The sequence below is a fragment of the Neobacillus niacini genome, assembly GCF_030817695.1.
GTDB classification, from domain to species: domain Bacteria; phylum Bacillota; class Bacilli; order Bacillales; family Cytobacillaceae; genus Neobacillus; species Neobacillus niacini_F.
The window spans coordinates 3,014,946-3,029,483 of the sequence record NZ_JAUSZQ010000002.1 but is presented as its reverse complement, the minus strand read 5'-3'; the positions used below and the strand labels follow the sequence as shown (position 1 = coordinate 3,029,483).

Here is a 14,538-nt window from a genome sequence, read left to right as displayed (position 1 = left end):
AAAAGATTATAATAAAAAATCCTCTGATAATTACGAAAACAACTTATAGCAATGTTGATGGAAAAGAGTGAAGAATCGATCTAATTGATTATGAGGTCATACATAAAAAATGAAAGGATGGTTTAAATATGCCAGCAATACTTGAGAATATTACAGTTATTGACTGGACACAAAATGTAGCTGGCCTTTATTGTACACAATTAATGAAAAATAGATAGGGAGGATGAGTGATGAGGCAATCAAAGACCTAGTAGATTTTATTAAAATAATTATTTCTATAATTTTCATGATTATCCTTAAAAAACAATTTGGAGGGAAATTAGTATGAGGTTAAAAGATCGGGTATGTGTTGTAACAGGAAGCGGTCAAGGGATTGGTGCTGAGATTGCAAGACGATTTGCAGATGAAGGAGGAAAAGTGGCTGTGGTTGATATCAATAAAGAAAATGCTGATCAAGTGGTAAAAGATATTGTTAATAAAGGTGGAAAGGCAATATCCGTTGCTTGTGATATATCGGATTTCAAATCAGTTGAAGAGATGGCTAATACTGTAAGAAAACAATTAGGACCTATTACTGTACTCGTTAATAACGCAGGTGTTACGAGACCAGCGATGATTCATAAAATGGAAGAGTCCCAATTTGATAAAGTAATTGATGTTCATTTAAAAGGAGCTTGGAATTGTGTCCGTCATACAGTCCAAGATATGATTGACCAAAAATACGGGAAAATCATTAATGTCACTTCTGCAGCAGGTCTAATGGGGACACTTGGACAAGTGAATTATGCCTCAGCAAAAATGGGATTAGTCGGTATGATTAAGGCACTGGCAACAGAACTGGGAATTTATAATATTACTGCAAATGCTGTTGCGCCCGTAGCTGCAACACCAATGACAGATAAAATACGGACAGATCCCAAGATGTTAGAAACGAATCTTAAAAGAAGTGTCATTAAACGATTTCCTGAACCTGAAGAATTAGCGGGAACATTTGTTTATCTTGCTTCAGCCGATTCGGATCTTGTAACTGGGGTTGTTATTAATGCCGATGCTGGTATGTCTTCCGTTACGTCTATGCGTTAAACGTGAGAGGAAAATACGTTAATGATAAACAGTTATTCTTATTGAAGCGAATAGATAATGTGTTAAACAAAATTAATCAAACAAAACAGGGGGACATTCAAATGGAATTTCAAACAAAGATTGGCAAATCAACGCCAGACCAAATATTTGTTCATGGTTATAACTTGACTGAGGATTTAATTGGAAATATCACACTTGCTGATATGGCTTTTCTAGGGGCAAAACACCGAAAGCCAACAGAAAATGAATCAAAAATGCTGAATGCCATTTTAGTTGCGATCTGTGAGCATGGCTTTACGCCAAGTGCGCTTTCTACACGTCTAACGTATCTTGGTTCACCTGAATCTGTTCAGGCAGCCGTAGCAGCAGGGTTACTTGGCGCTGGAACAGTTTATCTCGGTGCAATGGAATATGTCGCTGAGATGCTTCAAAAAGCTTTTGAAAAATATGGGGAAGACAAGGATATAAAAGAATTGGCATCAATCATTATTAGTGAAAGGAAAGAAAATGGTCTGCAACTTCCGGGCTTCGGTCATCCAATCCATAAGCCAGCAGACCCACGCACAACAAAATTATTTGAAATTTCCGAACAATTAGGTTTCCATGGTAAAAACTCACAGCTCTTATTAGAAATTCACCGTCAATTTTGTGAGGAGAAAGGGAAAACCATTACATTAAATGCGGTTGGCGCAATTGGGGCGATTATGGCAGATATGGAAATTGATTATCGCATTGTTAAAGCGTTTGCCGTAGCTTCGCGTGCTGTTGGATTAGTAGGACATATTGTCGAAGAAATGGAAGCTGGCAGAAAAAAAGGTGTTGGGCAACAGCTGTTTGATTTTGTTGAAGAACATACAGACTATCAAGGTTAATTGTATTACTAGTTTTAAGGGAATCCTATTAAATTCGGTAATGACATAGTTTTTAGGGGGGAAATGTATGGACTTTAAATTATCCGAAGATTCAAAAGAGTTCCGTAAACAATTTCGTACATGGATACATGATAATTTACTAGATGAATGGAAAACTTCGAGCAGCGTAACGAATGAAAACACTGCTGAAATCAGAAGACAATGGGGTAAAAAGTTATTTGAGGGGGGATGGATTGCTCCAACATGGCCAAAAGAGTATGGTGGCTTAGGTCTATCAATGGAGCAAGAACTGGTTTATCTTGAAGAATTAGTATCGGCAAGGGCTCCCGAAGAACTAAATTCAAATGTTATCGGTGTATTTGGTCCAACACTAATTCGTTATGGCACGGATGAACAAAAAAACAAATATATCCCGAAAATACTGAATCACGAAGAAATCTGGTGTCAAGGTTTTTCAGAGCCAAATGCTGGATCTGATTTAGCGGGACTTCAAACAAGGGCAGAAAAAATAGGGGATAAATATATTCTCAATGGACAAAAAATTTGGACCTCTTTCGCCCAATATGCTGACAAATGCTATGTTTTAGTTAGAACGAATCCTGATGCTCCCAAACATGAAGGGATCAGTATGATGCTTTTAGATATGCATCAACCCGGGGTCACTGTTCGCCCACTAAAGAATCTTGTGGGGACAACCGAATTTACTGAGGTTTTTTTAGAAGATGCCATTGTCCCTGAGAATGATGTTGTGGGAGAAATCAACCAAGGGTGGGAGATAGCAAATCATTCCTTAGCGAATGAAAGAGGAACTAGGATGGCACAACGCGCGTTAAAAATGAGACAGGAAGTTAAAGACTTACTACACTTATATAAAGAGTTGGGAGATGAAGACCTACCTGTGGAAGAAGGTCTAATTGATTCTTTTATATCTGCTGAAGTCGTTAGAAGTGTTTCTATTCGAAATATGATGTTATTAAGCGAGGGAAATCTACCTAGTTTCTATCCTGCTATGGGGAAATTAACATGGAGTGAAAGACATCAAAAGATGCTAGACCTAGCTTTTGATATGTTAGGAGAAAAGGCTTTGATGGAAGGGAGTCAATATAGTCATTGGATTCATAATCTTTTATATTCTAGGGCAGGGACAATCTATGCAGGAACTTCTGAAATTCAACGAAACATCATTGCAAAGGGGCTCGGTTTACCAAGTTTGAGAGGAGGGAAATAATTGAATTACCGTCTATCAGAACAACAAAAATTGATCAAAAAGACCGTTTCATCATTGTTAAAAGATTTAGTCCCTACCGATAAATTTAGACAAATAATTGAAACAGAAGGATTTTCTAAAAAATCTTGGGAGAAATTAGCAAAAGATGGTTGGATAGGTATGCTTGCTGATTCCCAATCTCCAGATGAGGCATTTTCCTTGATGGATATGATATGTGTAAGTGAAGAGATAGGCGCAAAATTGTTTCTAGGGCCCTATTCGCTTGTATCCTCATTTATTGTACCCGTACTAACACAGTTATTACCCGAAGGAGAACAAGAGAAATCGCTAGAAACAGTTATTAATGGTAAGAAATTAATGACAGCAGTTTTACCGTCTGCTCGAACCAAAAGGCAAGAAGTAGTTGTGAATTGGGGTGGTTTAAGCATAACGGAAGACGATGATAACATTTACTTATCCGGTCAAAACGAGCATGTGCAGTTTGCCCAATATGCAGATGCAATATTGTTGCCGGTAGAAAATACATGGGGGGGCATATCATTAGCAATTATTGAAAAAGACACTACTGGTTTAATAGTTGAATCAGAATCTTCAGTGGATTTATCAAGACGATTAGCCACTTTAAGATTTGATAATGTGAAAATAGAAAAAAATGCATTTATCGGAGGATGGAATGCGGATCATCGGCAAGTTTTGACGGAAAATTTGGCTTCCTATATCCTTTGCCTTAATAGTGAGATGATCGGTGGTGCTCAAAAAGTATTAGAGAAAACAGTAGAACATGTTAAGGAAAGGAAACAGTTTGGACATTCAATCGCTGTTTATCAAGCTGTCAAACATCAACTTGCAGATATGTATACATTTATTGAAAATGCAAAGAGTTATAATTTCTATACGACATGGAAGCTATTGAATGAACCAAAGGATAGTCTATTACATGTAGCTGCAAGTCGTGTTTATGCAGTAGAAATGTATAAGGATGTATGTGAAAAGGCCATTCAATTGCAAGGTGGAATGGGCTTTACTTGGGAACAAGAAACACATTTCTGGTATAAATCAGCCTTGTATCATCAAAACCATATCGCATCGGCTAGGACAATTAAAAGATTTATATTTAATAACTTGTAGTTTTATAGGGAGGGTGGACTATGGTTTCTAAAGAATATTATTTATGGGATGAGCTAGAAATTGGACGTCGTTTTCCTCAGGTAGAGTACATCGTAAAAGATCAGACTATTACTGAGTATAACGAAGCTGTTCAGGAAAAAAACGATATATATTTAAGTAAGGAAAACGCACTAAAGTATGGATTTGATTCCACTATAGCACCACCAACTATGGCTGCTATTTATGTAATGGAAGCGTTTAAAAATATTCCGGCGCCGCCTGGTGGCATTCATGCAAAACAAATGTTTGAATTTATAAAGCCAACAATGGCTGGAGATTTGTTACGAACATCTGTAGTAGTAGTAGACAAATATATTAAAAGAAACAAAAAATATGTAGAAATGGCGAGTGAGACCTTAAACCAAGAAGGTGATATCATCGTTAAAAGTTTAATGACAAGAATATGGTCAAAATAGAGGGAGGAGAACCTTAATGTCAGAATTGGCAAATAAAAGCTTTGTTGACATAGAAGTTGGTGAGGAGATCCCTAGAATGTCTTTTATTGTAACTCAAGATCATATTAATAAATATGCTAATGTATCTAAGGACTTTAATCCGCTGCATATCGACGAAGAATTTGCAAAAAAAACCCCGTTTAAGGGTACAATTGCACATGGTTTAATGACGCTGGCATTTATCTCACAAGTTATGACAAAGTGGCAATGGAATGGCTGGGTGTATGGAGGAAGTATGGACGTCACATTTATATCCCCTCTCCGTCCAAATGAAACGGTTACGATAGGCGGAAAAGTGATAGAGAAAGATGAAAAAACATCTCAAATAACAGTAGAACTAGATGTTAAAAATACAAATGGAAATAATGTTGTGGTGGGAAAAACACAATTTAGATTCGATTAGGGAGGAGAACAATGATGAACTTAGATACAAAGTCCTTAGAGTCACTGTTTGACCCTCAAAGTATTGCAATTATTGGTGCATCAGAAAGAATGAATCGGATTGGCAGTCGTCCAATTCAGTACTTGTTGGATAACGGTTACAAAGGAAATATTTATCCTATTAATCCTAAATATGATCAAATTGCTGGTCTTACCTGTTATCCTGACTTATATCATGCCCCTGAGAAAATTGATCTAGCGATCTTGGCATTGCCAGAGGGTTTAGTAATGACTGCAATAAAACAGTGTGCAGAAAAAAAGGTAAAGTCAGTGATTATTTTTAGTTCAGGTTTTGCTGAAACAGGCAGCAAGGGAAGGGAACTTCAGGATCAAATACTTCAAATTGCTAGAAAGCATGATATGAGGGTCCTGGGACCAAATTGTTTGGGTATGTTTAATAATAACAATGGCGTATACGCTACATTTTCAGTAAGTATGTCTGATGGTTCTCCTATCAAAGGACGAATTGGATTGGTTACACAAAGTGGCGCATTTGGTTCCCATGTTATAACCTCGGCCAGAGAAAGACATATAGGATTTAGTTGTTGGGTATCCACAGGAAATGAAATGGACATTGATGTGGCTGACTGCATCGCTTATTTAGCTGGTAAGGATGATATAGATGTAATTGCCTGTTATTTAGAGGGTGTTAAAGATGGAGAGAAATTTTTGAATGCATTGTCTCTTGCCAAGGAGCACCAAAAACCTGTAGTGCTTTTAAAATCTGGTCGTTCAGAGGTTGGAAAAGAAGCTGTTCAGTCTCATACCGCCTCACTTGTTGGGTCTGATGAGGTGTTCGATGTCGTTTTTAAACAAACTGGGGTTTATCGTGTTAATACCATCGAAGAGTTTTTAAATATCTCTTATGCGTGTACAATGGTACCACTTCCAAAGGGTAATAATGTTGGTGTCTTTTCAGTTTCAGGCGGCCTTGGAATTATGATAGCAGATCAATTGATAGAACATTCTATGAAGTTACCAGAACCTTCCCAAAATATAAAGGAAGAATTGTTAAACATATTACCTTTCGCCGGTGTGAGGAATCCTTTTGATATTACTGCGCAAATTATCAATCAACCAACCCTTTTAAGAGATTTCATGGATGTGGTATTTTCTAGTCGGTTGGATGTTGATATTGCTATTGTGTTTTTATCCCATCTTGGATTATCAAATTCAATATTTAATAATCAACTAGAAATCATAAAAGAAATGAAAGAAAAATATCCAGATTTACCTTGTATTGTGGTTACACTTACAAAACCTGAGATACGTAAGCGTTTTGCAGAAGCAGGAATATTTGTTTGCGAAGATCCAACAGAAGCAGTTAAAGTCGTTCATGCATTAAATTATTTTAGAAAAAAGTTGTCTGCGAGTTTACCCATGAACCAACAATGGGAGCAAAAGCAACTTGATTTTTCAAACTCTCCACAGGTTCTTACGGAATATAAAAGTAAAAAATATTTAAAAGACTATGGTATTCCATGTACCAAGGAAGGATTAGCCACAACATTAGATGAAGCTATATTATTGGCAAAAGAAATAGGATATCCAATAGTCCTTAAAGGAATGTCTTCCGATATTTTACATAAAACAGATAGCGGCCTGGTGCATTTGAAATTAGAAAATAAGGAAGATGTTGAGCTTGCATACAATGCAATTATGAAAAAAATGGCACAAATGGGGGTAAATGCTGAAGGTGTATTAGTGCAAGAATGGGTAAACAGCAATGGTTTGGAAGTCATAGTGGGTTCAAAGTATGACGTAGTCTTTGGTCAAATGATTATAGTGGGATTAGGTGGGATATTTACTGAAGTGTTTAATGATGTATCAATGCGAAAGGCACCGATATCAACAACGGAAGCCGAAAAAATGTTAAAGGAATTACGTAGCTATCGTTTATTCCAAGGTTATAGGAACCAACATTCTTTAGATATTTCGGCGTTATGTGAATTGGTTTCACAATTTAGTCATTTTGTGACAGATCATAAGGATGTCATAAGCGAAATAGATTTAAACCCTGTAATCGTACATCCGAAAGGAAACGGAGTTGTAACTGTGGATGCTTTAATTAAATTGAACAACTCACTAGTTATTCATAAATAATCTTGAATTTTTTGTTGAATAATTTTCCTGTTTTGAAACTATCCCCAGTTGAATTGACACTTAAATAAGAAGCAGCTGCCCTACAGGGTATTGTGAAGACAAAGAAGCTGAGCAAATCAATAAGCAGATAAAAAAACAGGTTGATGTTATATCTATTCAGACCTTGCATCAGCTACGATAAAAAAACTAATAATTGTTATAGAGGATTGGGTTATAAACTCAATCCTTAAATTTTAAGGAGGAACTATGAAAGCTATTCAAATGTTTAGATTTGGTGGTCCGGAAGTATTAGAATACAAAAATATTAAAGATCCAATTCCAGCTGCAAACGAAGTTCGTGTTCGTCTGTATGCCGCTGGTGTAAATCCGAATGAAGCATACATCCGAACAGGTACATATTCTTTTTTTATACCTGAGTTACCATTTACTCCTGGATTTGATGGAGCTGGAGTTGTGGATGCGGTTGGTAATGATATAAGTCATCTAAAGGTAGGAGACAGGGTTTTTGTAGCTGCATTGCTTGCAAAGAAAAATACCGGTACATATGCACAAAAGGTAGTTTGTGATGCAGACGCTGTTCATTTATTACCGGATTCGGTTTCGTTTCAGGAGGGCGCATCTCTCGGCATTCCAGCGTTAGCTGCCTATAGAGCTCTTTTTCAAAGAGCTAAGATTAAAGCAGGAGAGACTATCTTAATCCATGGCGCAAGTGGTGGAGTTGGATTGTTGGCAGTTCAAATGGCGATTGGAATAGGAGCTAAAGTTATTGGAACAGCAAGTACTGACGAGGGGAAAGCTTTAGTTAAAACAACCGGAGCTACCCATGTATCTGATCATATTAAGGAAGATTCCTTTGATAAAATTCTATCTTGGACAAATGGTAAAGGACCAGATGTTATTATCGAATTATTAGCCAATGTTAATTTGGAGAATGATCTGAAAATAATAGCCAAATTCGGACGGATTGTTGTGGTTGGAAACCGAGGTAGCATAGAAATTAATCCAAGATTGACAATGATAAAAGAATCGGAAATTCTTGGCATGGCACTTTGGAATGCACCACCACAAGAGTATAAGGAAAGCTTATATAGTGTTGCGGCTCTTTTGAAATCTGGAATTTTGCATCCGAAAGTTGGAGATGTATTACCTCTTAGTGACGCTGAAAAAGCTCACGAGCAAATATTAAGTAATAAAGCAAAAGGAAAAATGGTTCTAAACATCAACTAGAAAATTACAAATCTTTTAAGCGCCCATTTTCTTGAATATCATTAGCTTAATTCCTCGTAAAAGGTACGGAGGAATTAGGCTTTTTATCTTTCAAAATCTATATAGTTGGAGAAAGGTGCGAATACGACTGGGAGGGTAGAATCATCTTCGTTTCCTTCATTGCCGTCGATTTATTTATCTAGGTCCTTATTACCTATACTATAGAAATTATTAATAGCCATAATAGAAATTATATCTTAGACTCTATTATTTCTGAGTGATATAAATAAATTAATAATAATAAATATTCAGAAAACAAATAACAAAAATTATTAGGAAGGGGATAGGTTCGACTGGATTGATTAGAAATGTAGAAATAAACGAAAGGAAGGTTGAACAATGTCAGCTATTCTTGAAAATATTACTGTAATTGACTGGACGCAAAATGTTGCAGGTCCATACTGCACCCAATTGTTGGGTGACCTAGGAGCAACTGTTATTAAAATTGAGCGTCCAGGCACCGGAGATGATACTCGACAATGGGATTCCCCTTCTTGGGACGGCGAGGCAACGACTTTCCTTGCATTCAACAGAAATAAAAAGAGTATTTGTATAGATGCAAATGATTCGAAAGGGCAAGAAATTATTAAAAAGCTGGTGGAACAAGCAGATGTTTTCATACATAGTTTAAAGCCAGGCAGCGCTGAGGCGCGCGGGTTAGGGTATGAAGAACTAGCAGCCATTAATCCTTCCTTAATTTACACCGCAATTAGTGCATTTGGTGAATCTGGTCCACTACGGGGTAATCCAGGTTATGATCCTCTAATTCAGGCTTATACGGGGATTATGAGCGTTACGGGGAATCCGGGTGATGATCCTGCGCGTGTGGGAGTATCTATGATTGATATGGCAACAGGCATGTGGGCGCTTACAGGTATTCTTACTGCAATTATTAATCGTTCTAAGACAGGCAAGGGGTGCCGTGTAGGTGCAAGTTTGCTAGAAACAGGATTGGCATGGATGCATTTGCCTTTAACGAATTATATGGCTACGGGAAAAGTTCCTGAAAAGATTGGTACTGCTACTACAATGGTCGCTCCATATGAAGCCTTTCGCACCAAAGATAACTGGGTTATTATAGCTGCCGGTAACAATCGACTCTTCTCGTCTTTATGCCACGCCTTGGATATCCAAAAGGTATTAAACGATCCAAGATTTGAAACCAATAAAGAGAGGGTTATCCATCGTGAAGAATTGCACCAGGCTATCGAAGAGAGATGTATAGAGTTCAATGCTGTAGAATTAATCAAAATTCTCCAAGAAGCGAATGTGCCTTGCAGTTCTATTAATAAGACTAACCAGGTTTATGAAGACGTTCAAATTCAATCCTTGGAAATAATAAAACAAATAGAAGGAATTAGAATTCCAAATTTTAAAATTATTGATCTACCTTTTCGTATAGACAGCCAAAGAAGCATGTTCCGGTTGCCACCGCCTTTACTGGGTGAACATACTACAGAGATATTAAATGATAGCGGTTACAGTTCTGAAGAGATTGAACTGTTAAGATCCAGTAAAGTTGTTGGAGGCTAGGGAAGGAGAGAGAATAGTGGGATTGCCGAAAAGTTTAACTATCTATGAAGTGGGCCCTCGAGAGGGGTTTCAAATAGAAGATGGTCCCATTTCTACTAATGACAAAGTAAAATTGATTAACTGTCTTAGCGAAACTGGACTCACTAGTATCGAAGTGACTTCCTTTGTTAGTCCTAAATGGGTGCCTCAAATGGCAGATGCAGAAGAAGTATTATCCAAAATAAATAGGAAACAAGAAGTTTCGTATAGGACTGTATATTTAAATGTAAAGGGATTACAGAGGGCATACCAGAACGATGTGACCTTGGATGGAGTTTTAATGCTTACAGCAAGCGAGACCTTTTCAAAAAAGAACACGAATAAAGGGATTGACGAAACATTATCAGCCATTCCTCACTGGATTCAAGCGTATCAGGAATTTAAGATTCCTGTAGATCAAATTGCAGTTATGGCGGCATTTGGTTGCAATTATGAAGGCGAAATAAACATTCAGAAAGTAATGAATACTATTCAACAAGCCATAGATAGGGTAGAGGAAAACGGGGAATCTATCAAAAAAATCAAATTGGCTGATACCATGGGATGGGCAAATCCAGAACAGATTAAAGAAACGATATACACGATAAAAAAGAAGTGGCCTCAAATGAAGATTCTCCTGCATCTTCACGATACACGCGGGCTCGGATTGGCTAATGCTTATGCCGCAATGCAAGAAGGTGTGGATGAATTTGAAAGTGCAATTAGTGGTTTAGGCGGCTGTCCGTTTGCTGCGGTCAAAGGCGCTGCCGGAAATATCGCTACAGAGGATCTTGCTTTTATGTGTATGGAAATGGGCGTAAATACGGGAGTCGATCTAGATTTGCTACTTGATTGCGCACGCATGACGGAAGGGATTGTCGGTCACTCTCTTCCAGGGCATCTAATGAGGGGCGGACTGTTCCAAAGATAGTTTTATAATTTAATATTTTTAAAATAGGAGGAATAGAAAATGAACTTTGAATTCAATGAGCTGCAGAATGAGGTTCGCGCGGGTGTAAAATCACTATGCTCACGATTTGATTTGAATTATTGGAGTAAATGCGAGAAAGAGGGTAGATACCCAGAAGAGTTTGTAACCGCAATGAGCGAAGCTGGATGGTTAGGAATACTTATTCCGGAGGAGTATGGTGGAGCAGGACTGGGCATGACCGAGGCAGCAATCGTTTTGGAGGAGATTAATCGATCGGGCGGAATGGGAGCAGCTTGTCATGCGCAAATGTATACTATGGGTTCAGTTCTTCGCCATGGAAGTAAAGAACAAAAAGAAAAATATCTTCCTTTAATTGCAAACGGCTCACTTCGATTGCAGGCTTTTGGTATTACAGAACCGGATGCTGGTTCGGATACGACCAAAATTAAAACGTTTGCAAAGAAAACAGATAATGGTTATGTGATTAATGGGCAAAAAATTTTCATTTCTCGGTTCCAGCATTCAGACATGATTTTATTGCTTGCACGTACGACACCACTCGACCAGGTTAAAAAGAAAATTGATGGGATGAGCCTATTTTTAATCGATTTAAGAGAAGTAGGGAGTGCCATTGAAGCCAAACCTATTGAAACAATGATGAATCACGAAACAAATGTCCTTTTTATAAATGACTTAGAGGTTCCTGAAGATTCTTTAGTGGGAGAAGAAGGAAAAGGATTCTACTACTTACTCGATGGGATTAATGCAGAGAGAATTTTAGTAGCTAGTGAATGTATAGGTGATGGAAAGTGGTTTATAGAACAAGCTGTAAGATATTCTAGTGAACGTGTCGTTTTTGACCGTCCTATTGGGAAAAATCAGGGAATCCAGTTTCCTATCGCTAAAGCTTACATGGCTGTTCAGGCAGCTGAAACAATGAATTTTAAAGCAGCATCGAAGTTTGATAAAGGTCTTGCATGCGGTGAAGAGGCGAATATGGCCAAATATTTGGCATCAGAAGCATCATGGGAAGCTGGTGACGTAACGATGACGACATTTGGGGGGTATGGAGTAGCAGTAGAATATCATATTGAACGAAAATGGCGAGAGACTCGTTTATTCCGTACTGCTCCCATCTCTAATAACCTAGTATTGAGTTATATTGCGGAGCATAGCTTGCGCTTGCCAAGATCTTATTAATTGATAGGAAGGGGGAAATGAAGAATGGGCGATCTTCTAATTGACTATAAAGGTGAATCGAATCAGATTTTAACTGTAACCCTTAATCGACCTGAAGTAATGAATGCATTGAATACTCAGCTTTTTCAAGACATGCTTCAATTGTTCAGAGAACAGTCGCATAATGAGGAGCTGAGGTGCATTGTTTTAACAGGAGCTGGTGGAAAGGCTTTTTGTTCGGGGGGGGATTTAAAAGAAAGAAATGGAATGTCTAATGAAGATTGGAAAAGACAACATCATTTAATAGAAGAAGTGTTTTTATGTGTAAGAGATTTTCCATTGCCAGTGATTACAGCAGTGGAAGGATATGCATTTGCTGGTGGATGTGAACTAGCTCTAATGACAGATTTTATCATTGCTTCGGAAACGGCAAGATTTGCACTGACGGAAACTACCAGAGGGATTATGCCAGGCGGAGGAGGATTGCAAAATCTACCAAGAAGCATAGGTATTCGTAGAGCTAAGGAACTGATTTTTACTGGTCGAAACATTGATGCTCATCTAGCCTATGAATGGGGGTTAGTCAATCGTGTTGTTCCAAAAGGGAAAGCTATGGAAACGGCACTTGAATTGGCTGTGAAAATTGCAGATAGTGCTCCGCTTTCTACTAGAATGGCAAAAATGTCCATGAATAGAGGAACAGAGGTGGATTTCCATACCGGATATGCTCTCGACATTGCTGCCTATAATGTATTGGTCCCAACCGAAGACAGGCTGGAAGGAATAGCTGCATTTAATGAAAAACGAAAACCTAAGTGGAAAAACAGATAGGGGGGATGAGTAGTGCCATCTTCCTTGATGGATAGATTAGTAGAATATATAACAACATGCCAATATGAACAATTACCGGAAAAATTGATTCTGCAAGCTAAATTCGCCATTTTGGACACGGTAGGTGTTGCTGTGGCAGGCTGGAGTGAACCAGCCGTTCAGATAGTAAAGCGTGTGTACCTATCTGATGATCGACCTAAAAAAGCGGCACTTTGGGGAGAACACATCTTTACCGATTTGGAATATGCAGCTCTAATCAATGGGACGGCAAGTCATGCTCTAGACTATGATGATGTGTCACCTAGTATTCTTGCTCACCCAAGCGCACCGATTTTAGCGGCTGTCATACCACTTGCAGAACATCTCCAAAGTGCAGGCAAAGATGTCATCACTGCTTATGCTATTGGTACTGAAGTGATGATAAAACTGGGGCTTCACATGGGACATAAGCATTATGATTTAGGATGGCACGCTACTGATACGTTAGGGACAATTGGAGTAGCTGCCGCCTGTTCTTATCTACTGAAATTAAATTCTGATCAGACCGCACGTGCTATTGGAATTGCCTGCTCTATGACTGGAGGATTACAGAAAAATTTTGGTACTATGACTAAACCGTTGCACGTAGGACTTGCTAGTTCACACGGTCTTCAGGCGGCATGGCTAGCTCAACATGGATTAACTGCAAATCGGGATATTTTTGAAACAAGAGGTTTTTTCTTTTCCTTTACCGGTGGACAAGAACACCGTGACATGAAAGATGAAATAGAGTTTGGAAAACCTTATAGCATTCTAGAAACAGGTCTTTCTATTAAGAAGTTTCCGTGCTGTTACCTCACCCATAGGATTATTCAAGGAGCTCTTGATATAAAGAGTGAGGTACATTTGAATTTAAGTGACGTACTAGGAGTTGAAATCATAACACCGCCCGCAGGACTTGTTGCTTTGATCCACCATCATCCGATTACAGGATTGCAGGGGAAATTTAGCGCTGAATATACCGTTTTAGCTGCTATCGAGGATGGATATGTAGGATTATCTACTTTTGAAGATGATCAGGTTCAAAGGGCTGAAATTCAACAACTCTTACCACACGTCAAAGCAACCGAAGAGGAAGGGGAAATACTTCTAGGTCATGAGCTAGAGGAGAATCCCGTCCGCATTCGGATCACAACGAAAAATGGATTATTGGAAAAGACCATATTGCTTACGCCTGGTTCGAAGGATCGTCCGTTAAGTGAAGAGGATCTTCGACTAAAATGGAATGACTGTATAGCCCATTGGAGTAAGCAATCAGGGACGGACGTTTCAGTAAGTCGGTATGAAAAAGCTAGTAATCTCTTTAATAACGGATTATTAATAGAGGAATACAACGATTTTGGAAGATGGTTACTAGAGTTGCGAGAACTCCAACAATAATAAGAAATAGGA

At 38.3% G+C, this 14,538-nt stretch carries 13 protein-coding genes; all 13 read left to right on the top strand.

What is annotated here, in order from left to right:
- The first annotated feature begins 324 nt into the window (after positions 1-324).
- Positions 325-1,083 (top strand): SDR family NAD(P)-dependent oxidoreductase, encoded by a 759-nt coding sequence (locus QFZ28_RS15530; protein WP_307195471.1) that lies wholly within the window; start codon positions 325-327, stop codon positions 1,081-1,083.
- A 101-nt stretch (positions 1,084-1,184) separates the two neighbouring features.
- Positions 1,185-1,955: a citryl-CoA lyase gene (locus QFZ28_RS15525; protein WP_307195470.1), complete on the top strand. Its 771-nt coding sequence runs from the start codon at positions 1,185-1,187 to the stop codon at positions 1,953-1,955.
- Between the two features lie 67 nt (positions 1,956-2,022).
- The gene (locus tag QFZ28_RS15520; protein ID WP_307195469.1) at positions 2,023-3,183 is read left to right on the top strand and encodes an acyl-CoA dehydrogenase family protein; all 1,161 of its coding nucleotides are present in this window, start codon (positions 2,023-2,025) and stop codon (positions 3,181-3,183) included.
- Positions 3,184-4,311 carry an acyl-CoA dehydrogenase family protein gene (locus tag QFZ28_RS15515; protein ID WP_307195468.1) on the top strand — a complete coding sequence of 376 codons (1,128 nt, stop codon included), beginning with the start codon at positions 3,184-3,186 and terminating at the stop codon, positions 4,309-4,311. It begins immediately after the preceding gene.
- 20 nt (positions 4,312-4,331) lie between these two features.
- Complete coding sequence (locus QFZ28_RS15510) at positions 4,332-4,766, top strand: MaoC family dehydratase (RefSeq protein ID WP_307195467.1); 435 nt, start codon at positions 4,332-4,334, stop codon at positions 4,764-4,766.
- Positions 4,767-4,782: 16 nt separating this feature from the next.
- Entirely contained in the window at positions 4,783-5,208 is a 426-nt protein-coding gene (locus tag QFZ28_RS15505) for a MaoC family dehydratase (protein ID WP_307195466.1), read from the top strand.
- A gap of 14 nt (positions 5,209-5,222) precedes the next feature.
- A complete protein-coding gene (locus QFZ28_RS15500) occupies positions 5,223-7,349 on the top strand; it encodes an acetate--CoA ligase family protein (protein WP_307195465.1) in 2,127 nt (708 codons plus the stop codon).
- A gap of 246 nt (positions 7,350-7,595) precedes the next feature.
- Positions 7,596-8,576: an NADPH:quinone reductase gene (locus QFZ28_RS15495; protein ID WP_307195464.1), complete on the top strand. Its 981-nt coding sequence runs from the start codon at positions 7,596-7,598 to the stop codon at positions 8,574-8,576.
- A 378-nt stretch (positions 8,577-8,954) separates the two neighbouring features.
- Positions 8,955-10,148 carry a CaiB/BaiF CoA transferase family protein gene (locus QFZ28_RS15490; protein ID WP_307195463.1) on the top strand — a complete coding sequence of 398 codons (1,194 nt, stop codon included), beginning with the start codon at positions 8,955-8,957 and terminating at the stop codon, positions 10,146-10,148.
- A 16-nt stretch (positions 10,149-10,164) separates the two neighbouring features.
- Entirely contained in the window at positions 10,165-11,097 is a 933-nt protein-coding gene (locus QFZ28_RS15485) for a hydroxymethylglutaryl-CoA lyase (protein WP_307195462.1), read from the top strand.
- A 39-nt stretch (positions 11,098-11,136) separates the two neighbouring features.
- Positions 11,137-12,297: an acyl-CoA dehydrogenase family protein gene (locus tag QFZ28_RS15480; protein WP_307195461.1), complete on the top strand. Its 1,161-nt coding sequence runs from the start codon at positions 11,137-11,139 to the stop codon at positions 12,295-12,297.
- Between the two features lie 24 nt (positions 12,298-12,321).
- Positions 12,322-13,107: an enoyl-CoA hydratase/isomerase family protein gene (locus tag QFZ28_RS15475; RefSeq protein WP_307195460.1), complete on the top strand. Its 786-nt coding sequence runs from the start codon at positions 12,322-12,324 to the stop codon at positions 13,105-13,107.
- A 27-nt stretch (positions 13,108-13,134) separates the two neighbouring features.
- Entirely contained in the window at positions 13,135-14,526 is a 1,392-nt protein-coding gene (locus QFZ28_RS15470; RefSeq protein ID WP_307195459.1) for an MmgE/PrpD family protein, read from the top strand.
- The last annotated feature ends 12 nt before the right edge of the window (positions 14,527-14,538 follow it).